The organism is Saccharopolyspora sp. NPDC045839, assembly GCF_056431645.1.
In genome coordinates this window covers 102,727-118,722 of record NZ_JBWKKH010000020.1, presented here as the reverse complement: position 1 = coordinate 118,722, position 15,996 = coordinate 102,727, and the positions used below count along the sequence as shown (strand labels likewise).

Annotated in this window: 16 protein-coding genes and 1 tRNA gene; 9 read left to right on the top strand and 8 right to left on the bottom strand. The window is 65.7% G+C overall.

What is annotated here, in order from left to right:
• Positions 1 to 282, top strand: a complete 282-nt coding sequence (locus tag AC07EQ_RS25950) for a DUF6881 domain-containing protein (protein ID WP_478390481.1) — start codon at positions 1 to 3, stop codon at positions 280 to 282.
• A 172-nt stretch (positions 283 to 454) separates the two neighbouring features.
• Here the strand turns inward: AC07EQ_RS25950 and AC07EQ_RS25945 are convergent, their stop codons facing one another.
• On the bottom strand, positions 455 to 688 hold the full coding sequence (locus AC07EQ_RS25945) for a hypothetical protein (protein ID WP_478390480.1): 234 nt from the start codon (positions 686 to 688) through the stop codon (positions 455 to 457).
• On the opposite strand from AC07EQ_RS25945, the gene AC07EQ_RS25940 reads away from it, so the two are divergent.
• Complete coding sequence (locus AC07EQ_RS25940) at positions 687 to 1,331, top strand: pPIWI_RE module domain-containing protein (RefSeq protein ID WP_478390479.1); 645 nt, start codon at positions 687 to 689, stop codon at positions 1,329 to 1,331. The two genes, AC07EQ_RS25945 and AC07EQ_RS25940, sit on opposite strands and share 2 nt — an antisense overlap.
• Here the strand turns inward: AC07EQ_RS25940 and AC07EQ_RS25935 are convergent.
• Complete coding sequence (locus AC07EQ_RS25935) at positions 1,264 to 1,578, bottom strand: type I-G CRISPR-associated protein Cas7 (protein ID WP_478390525.1); 315 nt, start codon at positions 1,576 to 1,578, stop codon at positions 1,264 to 1,266. The two genes, AC07EQ_RS25940 and AC07EQ_RS25935, sit on opposite strands and share 68 nt — an antisense overlap.
• A gap of 1,017 nt (positions 1,579 to 2,595) precedes the next feature.
• Between AC07EQ_RS25935 and AC07EQ_RS25930 the strand changes: the two genes are divergently transcribed.
• From AC07EQ_RS25930 to AC07EQ_RS25920, 3 genes are all read left to right on the top strand, one after another.
• Positions 2,596 to 5,169, top strand: coding sequence for a tetratricopeptide repeat protein (locus AC07EQ_RS25930; RefSeq protein WP_478390478.1), 2,574 nt, complete (start codon positions 2,596 to 2,598; stop codon positions 5,167 to 5,169).
• 57 nt (positions 5,170 to 5,226) lie between these two features.
• Complete coding sequence (locus AC07EQ_RS25925) at positions 5,227 to 5,355, top strand: hypothetical protein (protein ID WP_478390477.1); 129 nt, start codon at positions 5,227 to 5,229, stop codon at positions 5,353 to 5,355.
• Between the two features lie 81 nt (positions 5,356 to 5,436).
• Entirely contained in the window at positions 5,437 to 5,610 is a 174-nt protein-coding gene (locus tag AC07EQ_RS25920) for a hypothetical protein (RefSeq protein ID WP_478390476.1), read from the top strand.
• Positions 5,611 to 5,797: 187 nt separating this feature from the next.
• On the opposite strand, the gene AC07EQ_RS25915 is transcribed toward AC07EQ_RS25920, so the two are convergent.
• The 3 genes from AC07EQ_RS25915 to AC07EQ_RS25905 are packed head-to-tail and all read right to left on the bottom strand — an operon-like array spanning position 5,798 to position 9,629.
• Positions 5,798 to 7,768 carry a hypothetical protein gene (locus tag AC07EQ_RS25915; RefSeq protein WP_478390475.1) on the bottom strand — a complete coding sequence of 657 codons (1,971 nt, stop codon included), beginning with the start codon at positions 7,766 to 7,768 and terminating at the stop codon, positions 5,798 to 5,800.
• A complete protein-coding gene (locus tag AC07EQ_RS25910) occupies positions 7,765 to 8,901 on the bottom strand; it encodes a 5'-methylthioadenosine/S-adenosylhomocysteine nucleosidase family protein (RefSeq protein ID WP_478390474.1) in 1,137 nt (378 codons plus the stop codon). The genes AC07EQ_RS25915 and AC07EQ_RS25910 overlap by 4 nt, the downstream gene beginning before the upstream one ends.
• Positions 8,898 to 9,629 carry an NUDIX hydrolase gene (locus tag AC07EQ_RS25905; RefSeq protein WP_478390473.1) on the bottom strand — a complete coding sequence of 244 codons (732 nt, stop codon included), beginning with the start codon at positions 9,627 to 9,629 and terminating at the stop codon, positions 8,898 to 8,900. Before AC07EQ_RS25905 ends, AC07EQ_RS25910 begins: the two co-directional genes overlap by 4 nt.
• A 414-nt stretch (positions 9,630 to 10,043) precedes the next feature.
• Here AC07EQ_RS25905 and AC07EQ_RS25900 point away from each other — a divergent pair, with 414 nt between their 5' ends.
• Positions 10,044 to 11,423 carry a recombinase family protein gene (locus AC07EQ_RS25900; protein WP_478390524.1) on the top strand — a complete coding sequence of 460 codons (1,380 nt, stop codon included), beginning with the start codon at positions 10,044 to 10,046 and terminating at the stop codon, positions 11,421 to 11,423.
• A 35-nt stretch (positions 11,424 to 11,458) separates the two neighbouring features.
• Here the strand turns inward: AC07EQ_RS25900 and AC07EQ_RS25895 are convergent.
• Positions 11,459 to 11,544: transfer RNA gene (locus AC07EQ_RS25895), tRNA-Leu, on the bottom strand.
• Positions 11,545 to 11,666: 122 nt separating this feature from the next.
• Here AC07EQ_RS25895 and AC07EQ_RS25890 point away from each other — a divergent pair.
• Positions 11,667 to 13,022, top strand: a complete 1,356-nt coding sequence (locus AC07EQ_RS25890) for a M20/M25/M40 family metallo-hydrolase (RefSeq protein ID WP_132490077.1) — start codon at positions 11,667 to 11,669, stop codon at positions 13,020 to 13,022.
• Between the two features lie 54 nt (positions 13,023 to 13,076).
• Complete coding sequence (locus AC07EQ_RS25885; protein WP_478390472.1) at positions 13,077 to 14,042, top strand: tyrosine-type recombinase/integrase; 966 nt, start codon at positions 13,077 to 13,079, stop codon at positions 14,040 to 14,042.
• 6 nt (positions 14,043 to 14,048) lie between these two features.
• On the opposite strand, the gene AC07EQ_RS25880 is transcribed toward AC07EQ_RS25885, so the two are convergent.
• Positions 14,049 to 14,687, bottom strand: coding sequence for a VOC family protein (locus AC07EQ_RS25880; protein WP_478390471.1), 639 nt, complete (start codon positions 14,685 to 14,687; stop codon positions 14,049 to 14,051).
• A 75-nt stretch (positions 14,688 to 14,762) separates the two neighbouring features.
• A complete protein-coding gene (locus tag AC07EQ_RS25875) occupies positions 14,763 to 15,116 on the bottom strand; it encodes a hypothetical protein (RefSeq protein ID WP_478390470.1) in 354 nt (117 codons plus the stop codon).
• Between the two features lie 68 nt (positions 15,117 to 15,184).
• On the opposite strand from AC07EQ_RS25875, the gene AC07EQ_RS25870 reads away from it, so the two are divergent.
• Positions 15,185 to 15,973, top strand: coding sequence for a glycerophosphodiester phosphodiesterase family protein (locus AC07EQ_RS25870; protein WP_478390469.1), 789 nt, complete (start codon positions 15,185 to 15,187; stop codon positions 15,971 to 15,973).
• Positions 15,974 to 15,996: the final 23 nt, after the last annotated feature.

Here is a 15,996-nt window from a genome sequence, read left to right as displayed (position 1 = left end):
GTGCGCTACGTTAAGGTCGCATGGGATCACGAATTCCCTGATGAGCCCATCCTCTACCTGAGTGAACTTGGTGACGACGGTTACGAGGTCCGGAAGGTGCAATTTTATGAGGATGGGAGATCCGAATGGGCTGATGAGGCTCATGAGACTGCAAGCGTCGGGTTGTCGGAGATCCCATTTCCGCCACTGCGAGAGATTTCTGGCCAGCTAGAGTTTAGGGTTTGGGAGATCGAGGTCGAGGAATTCGAACGCGTCTGGCGTGAGGCGCGGGAAGGCTCGTGACACAATCCAATCGAGTATTCCGGCATTTCCAGGATAAAGTCGAAACGATCACGGCATCCGCGATGACGACCTGACACCGCGTAAGCCCACGCCTACTTGCGAAGTTCGGTCCCGGGCGCGAGCGATCTTCAGCGGTTACGCCACAGGGCGTGACAGGCGTGGCGCCCCTCACTCAGCCATGCGGTCCCCAGCCGACCCGGAAGAACGGTGCGGTCAGCTCCCGCAGCTCGGTGTCGCTGATCTGCTCGTCGAGCCACCGCATCGCCGCGCGGAGCCGTTTGACCGCTGCGGCCACCTGGTCCCAGGTCTCCGGCGGGACCGTTCGCGGCCACTGGTGGTGTACCCGGGACCGGGTTTCGTCCCGCTGCTGTTCGCTCCGAGAAGAACGACAGCGGAGTCCCTTCATGCTGATCACTTTGTCTTACAAATTGCCCCGCGAGCAGCTCACACGACTGCTGGGCACCGTCACCGCCTACCCGTTGACGGATGATTTCCGGCAAGCGTGGGACGACCTGCCCGTGCACTGGCGCAACGGCAAACGAACCCGACCGCCCCACGCATCACTGGCCACCGCGCTGCGCGCTGTGTTCGGAAGACCAGTGCACCTGTTCGGCGAAAACGATCTCACCGACGCTGAACGCGATGCCGGCAGCCGCATGCTCGTGGTCACCGATGCTCCTCTGGACAAGCGATTTCGCGTGGCAACGCGAGCCTGGGAACAGCAAGTACGACGCGGTGACGACCGCAACACCCTCAGCCCACTGCTGCCAGAACCGGAAAAGGCTCGGCCCGTTGAGCACTACATCGACTACCGCTCCGACGGGATGGTGCCGGTCGCAGCCAATTGGGTCTTCCGCTTCGCAACCTGGAACATCATGCGGCGACTCGCGGCCGCGATGCGGCTCGACGGACGCGAACCGCTGACACTGCGCCTGGACACCCTACGCGCAGCGGCGGTCGCGTACAGGCAGACGATGACGACTAGGTGGTACCCGGTCGAGTCGATCGCGGCCGATGGCACGCCTCCCTCCACCTCGTCCTCACGCTGATACGACACGACGATCTGCGGCACCCGCGCCAGCACCGATCGCCCTCTTCCAGCGCCCGCTGCTGGGCGGCCTCCATCCGGTTCAGCTGGCTGGCCTTCCCATCCACCAGCACCGCATACCGCAGCACCCCATCCAGAAACCGCCGTTCAAACGCATACTGCGGCCCGTCGTTAGGCCGATCGCCGGGAAACACCGCCGGAGAAATCGCCGCCTGCTGCCCAGCCGCCGGCCGCAACTCCGTCGACACCACCGCACAGCTCGGCCCACCCGCCGACACCGCGGACAACAACCTCTCCAACGTCGCCGAACCCGACACGTGCAAACCACCTTCCAATTATTTGAAAATCATTCGAGATTTCTGAAAAATTGACCAGGGTACCTCGCCGCGGAACCGTAGCTGAACTCCCTGGCAAGCTCAGCTGCCGTCCGTCGATCCACAACTGCGGACGTCCACCTCAATGCCGGTCAAGTCGACAAAAGTCCACAGTGGTCGATTCGTAATGGCGTGACGCTACAAGGGGACTCGTGCATTGAATGCGCTGGTAGACCAGTAACAGCGAAGTTGCCCCTCGATCGCACACGGGGGCGGTGAGGATCCCCACGAGCTGCGTGACGAAGCGCGTCGGATCAGCTCTCACCGCAGATCTGAGGCTCCACGTGCCTCGATGAAGGACTCTTCGTCACGCGGCAGACCCTGAAAGCCCCTCCAACAGCTAGGCGTCGCGATCCGACTCCCTCGATACGGCCACAGTCACCCACCGTGATCACCCAGGCGCCTCTGGGTTACGCTAGCGCACTAGGGGGTGAAGAATTAAGACTTCACGTGTATCAGATACAGGGGTTTTCGAACGTGAGTGGGCTAACGCTGGGCCGTCATCGGGCTGTTCTCGGTCATGTGCGCGCAAGCTGTGGGGTTCCTGACCTGGCTGACCAACAAGAACGCGCCGGGGCAGTCTTGGCGGGTGTCGTGTCGACCGGTCTGACCTTCACCGCCGCCGCGCGGCTTCTCCTACCATCGCCAGCCTGAACTGACTCAACAGCAGTAACCCAGCGCGAGAAACGATGCCGTGTGGTGCGGGCCAGCGATTTCGCAGCGGCGGTGTAGTACGGACGCTGTCCTGCTCGATGCTCACATCGAGCAGACTGCCCTGGCGTCTGGCCAAGACGTCATCGGCATGTCAGGGCACTGTGGCGACGAAGGGGAGATGTCGTCGCCAAGCGTATCGAGTCCTGGTCAAGTCACTGAAGGTTTGCGGAGCCCCACGTGTTCAAAGGCGGAAAAGGCGACAAGGTCAAGCAATCCCGTACCCGGGCCGGTCGCGACATCATCGGTACTCAGGTTGTGCACCAGAGCGGCCCGCAACGCGTGTCATGGCCGGTACTAGTGGGTGTGGTACCCCCACTGGCGAACTCTTTCCAGCAGCGCACGTTGAGCGAGGAGCTCGCGCAGGCGGTGGAACGCGATGGAGCGTCGGTGGGTAGCCAGCCTGCACCTGGTGACACGTCGGGCCACTCACGTCACCATATTTTGACAGGGTTGGGAGGGGGTGGTAAGACGCAGCTCGCCGCGCAACTCGCTCAACGGTTTCTACGCCAGTGGCACCAGTCAAAGGACAACCATCAGCTGGACCTGCTGGTATGGATTACAGCGGATTCCAGGGAAGCGGTCGTCAATGGCTACGCCAGGGCAGCCATCGATGTCGGCGCAGACGAACAGAGCAAACTCAAAGACCTCACTGCCGAACAGGCTTGCCAGAAGTTTCAGGCGTGGTTGGCGACCACTTCCAAACGATGGCTCATCATCCTGGATGACCTGCAAAACCCCCGTGACCTCAACGGACTCTGGCCACCCGACACTGGTCATACCGTCGTGACGACCCGCCGTCGCGGCGAATCTGCCTTCGACGGTCGGCATGTCATCGATGTCGGCCTCTTTGACGCACAGGAGGCGCTCAACTACCTCCGCGTCAAACTCGGCGCCCGTGGCCGGGACACGGAGGCGGCCGAACTCGCTCAGGATCTCGGGTTTTTGCCGTTGGCGCTGGCACAGGCAGCTGCCTACATTGCCATGCGCAACATCACGTGTGCGGAATACCGGCGACGACTAGCCGATGAGACGCGACGGCTGGCCGATGTAGTTCCTGATCACGATGGTCTTCCGGACGAGCACCGCACCACTGTTGCGGCGACATGGTCGCTGTCGATCGATGCGGCCAATCAGCTCTCTCCGGCAGGACTTGCGCGTCCGTTGTTGGAGTTGGCTTCGATACTGGACCCCAATGGCATACCCCCGGGCGTTTTCACAGCGCCTTCTGTCCTGCAGCATCTTTCTGCGATCACGTCGGCTGACACCGTGCGTGCCGAGCATGTCTGGGACGCGCTGTGGAACTTGCACCGTCTCAGCCTGGCGACCCGTGACATCAGAAGCGGGCGTCATGGCCTACGTGTGCACGCTCTTGTGCAACGCGCCACCCGTGAAGATCTTTCGGGCCATCATACGCTGGCGGAACTGACACAGTTTGCTGCAGACGCCCTCGTCCATATCTGGCCGGGGGACGGTGCGGGCGCCGATTTCGAGCAGGTTCTGCGCGACAACGCCGCGAACCTTGGTTACCACGGCGGACAGCATCTTTGGAGCGTGGATGGGGCACACCTGGTGCTTTTTCGCGTCGGCCGAAGCCTGGGAATAACGGGAAACGTCTCCGGTGCGGTCACCTACTTCCAGCATCTCTATGACCAAGCCGATCGTGTCCTGGGTGCTGACCACACCGACACGTTGATCATTCGCCACTGTCTCGCTGGTTGGCGGGGGAGGGCGGGAGACGTGGCCACGGCCGTTGACGAGTGCGAAGTGGTGCTGGCCAGCACGATGACGCGGTTCGGTCCCAAAGACCCACTCACGCTGGCTGTCCTGCATAATCTCGCTTTCTTTCGGGGCAAGGCAGGCGATGAAGCGGGGGCGATTGTCGCGTTGGAGGAGCTGTTGGCTGGTCAGCTACAGGTGCTGGGGCCAACGGATCCTGCGACGTTGATGACCCGGCGAAGTCTTGCAACCTGGCGAGCCCAGACCGGCGATGTGGCTGGGGCGGTGACTGAGCTGGAGGAGTTGTTGGCTGGCCAGCTGCAGGTGCTGGGGCCAACGGATCCTGCGACGTTGACAACCCGACGCGATCTTGCGAGTTGGCGTGACTGGGCCGGTGATGCAGTTGGAGCCGTTGCCGTGCGGCAGGAGTTGTTGGCTGACCAGGTGCAGCTGTTTGGGCCGTATCACCCCGGCACCTTGGCCGTCCGGCACGAACTTGCGAGCTGCCGGGGTCGGGCTGGGGATGTGACTGGGGCGGTGGCCGAGCTGGAGGAATTGTTGGCTAGCCAGCTACGGGCGTTCGGACCGTACCATCCCATCACCTTGACGACTCGGCATAGCCTCGCCTTTTCTCGGGGTGAGGCCGGAGACGTGGCCGGGGCCGTCGGTGAGTTAGAGGAGGTGCTGGCTGCGCAACGGTGGGTGCTCAGCCCAAAGGACCCGGACACGATGGCCACATGGCATAGCCTCGCCTACTTTCGGGGCCTAGCAGGAGATGCGGCTGGAGCCGTCGCTGAGCTGGAAAAGCTGTTGGCGGAACGACACGTCATGCTGGGGCCGAAGAACCCTGTCACGTTGACGACCCAGCACAGCCTCGCTTTCTTTCGGGGTCAGGCCGGCGATGCGGCTGGGGCCGTCCGTGAGCTCGAAGCGACATTAGCTTCCCAACTGCAGGTGCTCGGCCCGGAACACCCCGACACGCAGACCACCCGACATGACCTCGTCTACTGGCGGGGCCTGGCAAATGATCTGTGAGCTTTTGGCTGGAGACATCGCGGAATCCGAGTGGGATCAGCTGGCTGTATGCGGGCCATGGGCGCGCTGGCAGACTTGATCGTCATGGCAGTGCTGAAGCGGGTCGCGTTGGTGGTCGGAGCCGCAGCGATCGTAGTGGCTGTGACGCTTGCGATCGCGGCGAAGAGCTGGGAGTTCGCCAGCTGAGTCTCAGCAGTCGTCGGCGCATTGTCCGTAGCCGGGGGACTGGTAATGCAGGCGAGACGCTCCGGTAACCAGGACGCGACGATGCCCAGTGGTGATGACATCAGGATCGCGAACGTGAAAGCGCGTAGGACGGTCATCGGGAAGGAAAGCAGCGGCGACAGCTCTGGTGACCGCATTGAGATCGACAGCGTTGAAGCCGGCGAAGACCTCTACGGCAAGCGCACGAACCGCACTGGGGCCGCGGACGATCAGTAGTCCGAACCGCGTTGCTGTCCGAAGTGCTGGTCGAGGCTGCTCTGACTGGGTGGGCCAATCCAGCTGACCTTCCGCATCGGCCCAGGCGGGCGGGGTAGTCAGCCGGAGCGGCCCAGCCGGTAACAAGCTTTCACCAGGGGACCGGGGCGTCGTTCCAATATCGTCGCGTGAGGGCGATTGACGCGGTTCAGTGATCCGCGGGCGGTTTGCGGTGCGGATGGTGGTTGATCCAGTTCTTACCCTCTGCGGCGATGCCTTCCAGGATGTGCAGGGTGGGGGTGAACCCTGCGGTTTCGAGGTTGAGAGCGATGAAGGAGTCGATGTGCTCCTCGGGAGTGGGTTGCTGTTCGTCGGGTTCTGTGACTCGGATGTTCCTGGTAGGGCCGTTGCTCAGCGTCAGCTCCAGGGTGTACTTGAGTGTGCTGGTGGTGGCGACGTGGACGGAGGAGACGGCGTCGAAGCGATAGTTGCTTCGTTCCTCGCCGTTGTACGAGCCCGTCTCGAAGTTGAGTTCAGTGCTGACCTCGCGAACCCCGTCCAGGGTTATGAGGAACAGCCGGATGTCGTACTTGGAGTACCTCCAGGGACAGCCTTGGAACCGGGCACGTTTGGTCCCGGCAGCGGGGGTTTGCAGGAATGAGTGGGCGATGATGTCGCGCCACGCCAGCCGGTAGTGGCGCAGTGTCTTGTCGAGCAGCAAGGTCTTGTCGGAGTTCAGCCAGGTTTCCATCTCGTCCTCGTCCGGGCGGATGGAGTTCAGCTTCTGCTCCCACCGGTGGTAGGCGGCTAAACGTTCTTCGAACGCCTGCTCTCGCTCCAGGTACTCCTCGGCGTACCGTCGCCGTTCAGCAATGATGTGGAATCCACGCTGTGCTGCGATGCGTCCGCTGAGTACCGCGGCGAGCGCGGCTACGACGGCGGGTAGCGGCTCGGTCTGGAACGCCGCGGCCATAGCGATCACTGCTGCCGGGATGGCCACGACCAGCGCCAGCAAGCACCATGCCTTCGTCACCGGTGTGGTTCGGTACTGCCGTTGAAAGTCGAATAACGTGCCCGCTCGCCAGCGTTTGCGGACATCGAGCACGAGGTAGGCGATCAGCCAGTTGACCCGGCCGATGGGGATCCTGCTCTCCCGATAGATCTCGGCGATCTCGTCGCGCAGCTCGTTGCGGATGCCAGCCGTCGCAGCCAGCCATGTCTGGCGGGTCTCCTCTTGCGGCGCGTACTTGTTGAAGTAACGATCGAAGGAGTGGTCGACCTTGTCGGCGAACCCGCCTTCTGGAGCGCGCCTGCGTTCCGCCAGTCCGAAGTAGACCCTTTCCTTGGCTCTCAGGCGCAACTTGCGGTAGCGCCATTCCAGCGCGTTGCGTGCCGCGACGTAACCGGCGAAGAGCGCAAGCGGATAGGAGATCACAGGTAATGAAGCGGCGCGCTGCAGCACCAGCCATCCGAGGTAGCCGACGGCAAGGACGAACACCGCAGCGCCGAGAAGTCTCAGCCTCTGGTCGCGATCGGTAATGGCTACTTGCGCCACCGCCCGTGGACGCGGCTTGATCGGCAGGGGATGGAAGTACGCCCACACGCGGTCGAAGCGGCCATTGCTCACCTGAGCTTGCTTGGCCGCGACCCGGGCCTCCGACCACAGGCGGTCTTTCATCCCACCCGTTAGGACCAGGTCGAGATGGCGCACTATCTTGTCACGCTGCTTCGGTTGGGTCGCGAGTAGTTCGTCGAGCGCGGCTGCCGGGTTGCAGTTGTGGCCTGCCGTGGCGTCCAGCAGCTTGCACACCGCAGACAGGGCGAGCTTCCACTCATTCTCCGGAAAGGAGTGCAGGTCCTTTGATGCCTGTTCCAGCTGATCTCGTTCCTGCGCGTTGAGATCCCGGTAGGATCGCTTGCTGAGCAGCGCCAACACCCAGTGGAAACGCACCTCGGCGGAGTCGAAGCCGTGCGCGATGGCATCGCGGATGAGATCCCGGGCCTGGCCGGGCGCGCCGCCGTCCAAAAGGTTGCGGCCGACCTCGTACTTCCGGATGGGCGGGTCAGCCGGAGTGCTCACGTAGACGGTCGAGTTGTGCACGGCGCCTGCGACGATGCCGGCCGTTGATCCCGCCTCGACGCTCACCTTCGTGGTGGATGTCTCCGAATCCTCACTCATGACAGGCCGTTCACCGCCGAGATAATGGTGGCGATCTTGGTCACGAGCTCCGCGACTTCGGCGACCAGGCCGCGCAGTCGTTTCAGAGACAGCAGGGCCCTGCTCTTGGCCTCGGGTTCATTCGTTTCGAGGGCCCGACTGGCGTTTTCGAGCTCTTCGTTCGCCGCCTTGTAGGTGGCGTCGTCAACGGTACCGTTTGCCCGTGCGCTCGCCAGCTGATCGCGCAGCCCACGCAACTCGGCTGTCAGATCGGTCGCGGTGGACTCCGGCCCGGCCGACATGTGGACGAAGCTGTTCTGGACATCGCGGGCAACGATGCCGGCTATGCCGTGACTGTTCACAGTGGTATGGCTCGTGACGTCGTGCTTTTTCTCCATCGCGATGCGCTCCTGCCCGGCGACCAGTTGCTTGGCGAGATGAGTTGCGAACGTGGCGGCCCCGGCTGCGGCTCGTGGCTGCCAGTCGGCGTCGTCGCTACTGTTCTTCGTCCCATCGGCGCGATCACTGATGCCACGCACGATCCCGACCGGCACGGCGTTGAAGTGCCCTGCTTGCGCGACACCGGCCGCCTCCATCTCGATGGCTAACGCGTCGTTGAAATGTTCCCGGACCCAGCGCGCCTCGTAAGAGTGGCGGGAATTGTGCAAGACCTCGCCCGCCGCAACGGGTCCGAAATGGACCTTTGGCGTGTGATCGCCGGGCAGGTCGCGGGACCAGTCATCGGAGCGGGCCACGTGCTGGGCGAGCTGGTTGAGAAGGTGCGCGGTTTCCCAGGCTCGCGGCCGGGCCTTCGCTCCGTCATCTTCACTGGTCGCGCCGTGATACCCGTAGACGTGGGTCGCTACGACGACGTCGCCCAGCTTCGTCTTGTCCCACAACGCGCCCGCCACACCGACGAACAACAACGCAGCCGGCGAGAACTGCTGTATCGCTCTTTCAGCGAACACTGCCGCCGGATGATTCCCCTTGCCGGACTGCCCGAGCGCGATTCGGCAATCGCTGCCTCGCAGGCGGCCGACCTCGAAGAGCGAGCCTTTGTCGTGGTGGTGCAGCTGAGGGGCGACGAGTCTCTCTCGGACGGCGTGATACTCGAGATCGAAGGCTGTGAGTATCACTACCAGGTCGTTCGTCAATGGTCCTCCTCGTCCGACATCGGGTGTTCGGGGCGGATCAGTGGCGGATGCAGTGCGGTTCGCGTCCCGGCCGTGTACAGGCGGGCGGGACGGCCTTTGGTCGTTCGGCGGGTCGACTCCACGGGCGTGAGGAAGCCCGGAACGCCCTGGACCTTTCGGTAGAAATTCCGCGGATCGAGCGAGACTCCCCAGACCGTCTCGTAGACCTTTTGCAAGTCCGAGATAGTGAAGGTCTCCGCGCAGAACGCGGTGGCCAGCGCTGTCCGCTCCAGCTTCGCCCGGGCCCGCTCCACGCCGTCGGCGACGATCTCCAGGTGGTCGAAGGCCAGCTTCAGGCGCCCGCTCAGCACGTCGTCGACCGGCTGCCAGGAAGCGCTCGCGGCGTCGGTGCCTGCGATCGGCTCCGGGAGGCTCGGGGCAATGGCGAGGTAGGCCACAGAGATCACGCGTCCGCGTGGATCACGACCGGGCTTGCCGTAGGCGCCCAACTGCTCGAGGTGTAGTTGTGTGCGGTCGAGGTTCGCTTCCTCGTTCAGCTCGCGGTGAGCTGCCTCCTCGATGTCCTCGGTGGCGTTGTTCAAAAAACCGCCGGGAAGGGCCTGATGACCGCGGTACGGCGCGATGCCGCGTTCCACGAGGAGCACTTGGAGCGCAGAGGAGCGGAGCGTCAGGATGACCAGGTCAACCGCCACCAGAACCTCAGGGGCCGACCAGTTCTCATCGTTCACGTACCCGACGCTATATTATTGTCAGAGTGACAAAAAGACTCTTTTCGGGGGATCAGCGAACGTGAGCGCGTCGGGGCAGCTGAGCGTTCGAGTCGGTGGACGGAGGTGACTCTGTCCGAGTCCTCCGTGTCGCGACTGACTCACGCCTAGTTCAGGCGCTTGAGGGTCTTGTCGAAGGCTGCTCGCGACGTTGACTGAGCTATCCAAGGCAAGACGAATCTGACGCGGGCACTGCCACGCGGTTGAAGGGCGCAAGGGAGGAACCAAAGGCGCGCACGGGTGGGGCGCGCGATCTCCTCGCCCGATGCACGGTCGCGGATGGGCTGAATGGGTGGCAGTAGCGTGTGTGCCCGTCACTGTCCACTGCTTGTCGCGTCTCGCTGGAGAAGGTCTCTCAGGCGGGAAGTGATCAGCATGACGACTACACATCTCCAGGATGGTGAGGATGTGCTTGGCGCCTGGGTCGAGCACGCCCGTCGCCGAACGGCATGGCGCCGGCCCAGTGGTGACAGTGACGGTATTCGGTTCGCCTTTTACGGTCGTACTTCCACACGCCGCCACCAGCACCGCGTGACCTCGGCGTCCTGGCAACGGGAGGCGGCAGAGCACACCATCGCCGGGCACGGTGTCATTGTGGCGGAGTTCTTCGACGCTGGATGTTCCCGTCGGTTGCCGTGGGCACAGCGCCCGCGAGCTGCGGCTCTGTTGGCGGCGCTCGGCGATCAGGACCGGGGTTTCGATGCGATCGTGGTCGGTGAGCATGAGCGTGCCTTCAGCGGCAATCAGTTTGCCCGTATGCTGCCGCTTTTTGAGCGTCACGGCGTGCAGGTGTGGTTCCCGGAGGCCGGCGGGCCCTTCCAGGCCGGCAATCCCGATCACCAAGCGCTGATCACGATGCTTGGTGCGCAGTCTCAGCGGGAGGTTCTTCGGGCTCGGCATCGGGTGCTGGCGGCGATGTGTGCTCAGGTTCGTGATCAGGGGCGTTATCTTGGTGGTCGGCCGCCGTATGGTTACCGGCTTGTTGATGCTGGCCCGCACCCGAACCAGGCACACGCACGGTGGGGGCGGCGGATGCAGCGATTGGAACCTGATCCCGCTACGGCACCGTATGTGCGTTGGATGTTCGCGCAACGTCGGGAGGGCAAGAGCATCTCGGGCATTGCTCGGGCTCTCAACGATCAACATGTGCCTTGTCCGTCGGGAGTTGACCGGGACCGAAATCCGCACCGTGCCGGCCAGGCGTGGACGGTGCCGACGGTGGCGTCGATCCTGGCGAACCCGCGCTATACCGGTCGCCAGGTGTGGAATCGCCAGCAGGCCCGCCGCGCCGCGAACGATGAGGACTCGCAGCTGCATTTATGGAGCACGCCGCAGGAGTGGGTGATCTCGACACGGGCCACGCATCCGGCGTTGGTCAGCGAAGCTGACTTCGTGGCGGTGCAGGCCATCCGGTCCGCGCGGCCGGCCGGGGACGGTACGACCCATACGTACCGGTTCGCCGGTCTCCTGCGGTGCGGGATCTGCCATCGCCGTATGGATGCGCACTGGGCGAACCATCGTCCCGGCTACCGGTGCCGCCATGGACACACCAGCAGCCAGCAGCGCACACCGGATCAACCCAAGAGTGTCTATGTCCGCGAAGACCACTTGCTCGCGGAGCTCGCATCCGAGCTCACCAACTCGGTCCTCGCCTGCGATGGTCAACCCGAAGAGACTGCCCGGCTCCTGCGAGAGCACAACCTGATCATCGTCTACAACAAGTCAGGCTCGGTCGTGACATCCGACCGAGCCTGACCAGCGAAAAGACCACTTACCATGGGGTAATTATGTGTCCGAGGGGGGACTTGAACCCCCACGCCCATTAGTAGGGCACTAGCACCTCAAGCTAGCGCGTCTGCCATTCCGCCACTCGGACATCTTCGGCTCGGCCCTCTTTCTTTCGGGCCTCCCCGCTGTGTTGTGTACATAGATTAGCCCATGGTCAAACACGCTCCAACGGCACCCCCCTCTTCTGCGGCCGGGTGATAGAAATGCCTGGTGAGCGCACACAACGAGGGTATCTCCGGCACTGATCACGACGCTGGGTTGCTGCGGGCCGAGGACGAGGTCGTCGGCCTGGCGAGCGACCTGATCCGCATCGACACCACCAACACGGGCGACCCCGAGACTCTCGTCGGCGAGCGTGCCGCCGCCGAGTTCGTGGCGGCCAAGCTCAGCGAGGTCGGGTACGACGTCACCTACGTCGAGTCCGGGGACCACCCGGGGCGCGGCAACGTCATCGCCCGCTTGCCCGGCGCCGACTCCACGCGGGGCGGGTTGCTGGTGCACGGGCACCTGGACGTCGTTCCCGCCGATCCCGCCGAGTGGTCCGTCCACCCGTTCTCCGGGGCCGTGCAGGACGGCTACGTGTGGGGGCGCGGCGCCGTCGACATGAAGGACATGCTGGCCATGAGCCTCGCCGTCGCGCGGCGGCTCAAGCGCGACGGCATCACCCCGCCGCGGGATGTCGTCTTCGCGTTCCTGGCCGATGAGGAGGCCGGGAGCTTCCACGGGGCTCAGTGGCTGGTCGACCACCGGCCCGAGCTCTTCGAGGGCTGCACCGAGGCGATCAGCGAGGTCGGCGGCTTCTCGGTCACGCTCAAGGACGGAGTTCGCGCCTACCTCGTGCAGTCCGCCGAGAAGGGCATCCGCTGGCTGAAGCTGCGGGTGCGGGCCCGCGCCGGGCACGGTTCGATGGTGCACGACGACAACGCCGTCACCAAGCTCTCCGAGGCCGTTGCGAAGCTCGGCAACCACCGGTTCCCGCTCGTGCTGACCGACTCGGTTCGCGAGTTCCTCGCCGGCGTCACCGAGATCACCGGCTGGGACTTCCCGGAGAACGACATCGAGGGCGCCGTCGCCAAGCTCGGGAACCTGTCGCGGATCGTCGGCGCCACGCTGCGCGACACCGCGAACCCGACGATGCTCACCGCCGGGTACAAGCACAACGTGATCCCGTCGGTGGCCGAGGCCGCCGTGGACTGCCGGATCCTGCCCGGGCGCGAGGAGGCCTTCGACCGCGAGCTGGCCGAGCTCCTCGGTCCCGACGTGGAGCGGGAGTGGGTCGGGCTGCCGCCGGTGGAGACCAAGTTCGAGGGCCGCATCGTCGACGTGATGACGGCGTCGCTGCTCGCCGAGGACCCGGGGGCGAAGGCGCTGCCCTACATGATGTCCGGCGGCACCGACGCGAAGTCGTTCAGCCGGCTGGGCATGAACTGCTTCGGCTTCGCGCCGTTGAAGCTGCCCGCGGACCTCGACTTCGCAGCCCTGTTCCACGGCGTCGACGAGCGGGTCCCGGTGGACTCGCTGAAGTTCGGCACCCGCGTGCTCGACCGGTTCATCCGCAACAGCTGATTGTCGGTGCCGTCTGGTTTCATCTACCCGAGTTGATCACCGGGGAGGTGCGGCGTGGACGTGGCGCGGTTGATCGAGATCTACCTGGAGCACCTGCAGGCCAGGAAGCTCGCGGCCAATTCGTTGCGCGCCTACCGCCGCGACCTGGAGTCGGTGGCCGGTGAGCTGGTCGAGCTCACCGGCACCGGCGCCGACCGGCTGGCCGTGGACCTGGTCACCGCCTCGGTGCTGCGGTCGGCGTTCGCGCGGTTCGCCGCGGCGCGGTCCGCCTCGTCGGTGACCCGGGCCTGGTCGACCTGGAACGGGTTCTTCGGATTCCTGGTGATCGAGGGCGCGGTGTCCGGCAATCCGATGCAGGTGGTGCCGAAGCCGCGCAACGCTCCCTCCACGCCGAAGCCGCTGCAGGGCGAGGACACCCCCGAGCGGCTGCTGCGCACGGTGGCCGCCGGGGCCCGGCGGGCGCGGAATCCGTGGCCGGAGCGCGATCTCGCCGTGCTCGCCACGCTGCTGTGCACCGGGGTGCGTTCGGCCGAGCTGCTGGAGCTGACCGTCGGCTCGCTGGCCGGCCGGGCGGGGGATCGCCGGCTGCACGTGCACGGCAAGGGCGGCAAGAACCGGTCCATCCCCATCGAGGACACCCTGGACTCGCTGATCCAGAGCTACCTGGAGTCGCGGCGGGTGCGGTTCGGCGACCGGCTGCCCGGCGGCGAGCCGCTGTTCGTCGATCATCACGGCGAGGCGCTGCGCCGGGGCGGTCTGCAGTACCTGGTGCGGCAGTCCCTGCGGGCGGCGGGCGTCTCCGACCGGGTGCAGCCGGGCGCGATGGTGCACGCGCTGCGGCACACCTTCGCGACGAGGCTCGCCGAGGACGGGGCGAGCGCTGCCGAGATCGCCAAGCTGCTCGGGCACTCGTCGATCAACTCCAGCCAGACCTACATCGACGTGACCGCGCGCGAGCAGCGGTTGTCCGTGCGCGCCAACCGGACGTTGCAGGTGCTCGGCGAGCTCTCCGACGGCTAGCCACAGTCAGCCCCACTTGTCGGCCGCGGCCAGGCCGATCGTCGCTCCGGCCGGGTCGGACACCACCGCCGTCGCGCCCAGCAGCGGGTGATCGGCGCGGCCGACGGTTTCGCCGCCCAGCTCCACCACCCGGGCGCTGATCGCCTCGACGTCCTCCACCGCGAAGTAGCACAGCCAGCCCCAGCCGGCCGGTCGCCGCATCGTGCGGGACGCCAGCGGCCGGCCGTGGGCGAGGTACTGGTCCGCGTGCACGGTCCAGCTCAGGATGTCCGCCCAGAACGCGTCGGCGCGGTCCGGGACCGCCGTGCACAGCTCGATCCAGCAGGGCTCGCCCGGCCGCGGGCTCGGCGCCCACGGCCCGTGCTGGGCCCGTCCCTTGGCGATGAGCGCGACCGCGTCGTCGGGGCCGGTCAGCGAGCCGTCCTGGGTGGTGCCGGCGAACATGGGGCGCCAGCCGGGTCGTTCGCGGCCGCGCGGGGAGCGCATCGCGGCGCAGCGCCGGTTGCCCACCCAGCAGTCGAAGCCGGCGCCGGTCGGCGCCGGGGTCCAGTCGAGCAGGGCCCGGTAGAAGACCGCCGAAGCTATCGGGTCCTGGCTGATCAGGTCGGTGCGGCGTAAGCCGCGGACTACGGGACGTGCGGGCACCGTCGATTCCTCGCCACCGCTGGGGACCAACTCATCCTGGCCACCCCGGCCGGTCCGCACAATGCTCCGTTCGTCTCACCGCAGCCGTTCGAGCTCCCCGGCCACGGCCACCACCTGGGTCGCGAGCTTGCGCAGTTCGGCGTGGTCGGCGGCGTCCTCGACGGCCGTGACCACGTCTTCGGCCGCGCAGCGCAGCTGGAACAGCCGGTCTTGCAGATCCGCGAGCTCGGCGGCGGAGAGCACCACCGCGTCTTCCGGGAGGCCACCGCGTTGCACCGCGGTGCGGCGTTCGTAGGCGCGTTGACGGCAGGACTGCGCGCAGTACAGGCGGGGACGTCCTTGCCTGCCCGACTCCGGGACGCGCCGTCCGCACCACGCGCAGTGCCTGGCTTGGCGTTGGCGGCGGGACGGCGGGTCGGAGGTTTCCACGATCGATCACGTTAGCCAATGGCCCCGCCTGCGCGGTGCAGGCACGCCGATCGGGCAGAGTTGCGGGCGTGACGCATCCTTTCCTGTCCGGTCCCCGGCCCCGCGCGTTCGCCCACCGCGGGTGGCACCTCGGGGAACTGCACGATCTGGAGAACTCGCTGGCCGCGTTCCGCCGCGCCGCCGACAAGGGTTACCGCTACATCGAGACCGACGTCCACGCGACCGCCGACGGCGTCGTGGTGGTGAACCACGACGCGACGCTGGACCGCACCACGGACGGCCGCGGCCTCATCGAGCGGCTGCCCTGGTCGGCCGTCGGCTCGGCGCTCATCGGCGGCCGGGAACCGGTGTGCCGGCTGGACGCCGCGCTGGAGGAGCTGCCGGAGATGTTCTTCAACATCGACGTCAAGGCGGACTCGGCGGTGGGGCCGGTGCTGCGGACGCTGCGCAGGCACAACGCCTGGGACCGGGTGTGCCTGGCGTCGTTCGCCGAGCACCGGCTGGCTGCGATGCGGCGGGCCATCGGGCCGCGGCTGCTGACCTCGACCGGGCGTCGTTCGGCCGGGTTGCTGTGGTTGAGCTCGCGGTGGGGCGGCTGGCCGTTGCGGTCGGCGGTGGTCGGTGGCGCTACGCAGGTGCCGACGGGCTTCGGCCGGCTGCGTTTGATCGATTCCCGCTTCGTGCGCCAGGCTCATCGCTGGGGCATGGAGGTCCACGTGTGGACCGTCGACGACGCCGTGGAGATGCGGGAGCTGCTGGATCTCGGCGTGGACGGGCTGGTCACCGACCGGCCGGACGTGTTGCAGGAGGTGTTGCGGGAGCGGTTCGGCGAGCCGCGGCCGGAGGTCGGCGGATGAGCAGAACTACGCATTGTCTCCGC

What these genes read in the sequence shown, in the direction of transcription:
- AC07EQ_RS25940 (WP_478390479.1), top strand. Translation starts at nt 687, where the DNA reads ATGCTGATCACTTTGTCTTACAAATTGCCCCGCGAGCAGCTCACACGA.
- AC07EQ_RS25945 (WP_478390480.1), bottom strand. Translation starts at nt 688, where the DNA reads ATGAAGGGACTCCGCTGTCGTTCTTCTCGGAGCGAACAGCAGCGGGAC.
- AC07EQ_RS25925 (WP_478390477.1), top strand. Translation starts at nt 5,227, where the DNA reads ATGGGCGCGCTGGCAGACTTGATCGTCATGGCAGTGCTGAAGCGGGTC.
- AC07EQ_RS25920 (WP_478390476.1), top strand. Translation starts at nt 5,437, where the DNA reads ATGCCCAGTGGTGATGACATCAGGATCGCGAACGTGAAAGCGCGTAGG.
- AC07EQ_RS25915 (WP_478390475.1), bottom strand. Translation starts at nt 7,768, where the DNA reads ATGAGTGAGGATTCGGAGACATCCACCACGAAGGTGAGCGTCGAGGCG.
- AC07EQ_RS25900 (WP_478390524.1), top strand. Translation starts at nt 10,044, where the DNA reads ATGACGACTACACATCTCCAGGATGGTGAGGATGTGCTTGGCGCCTGG.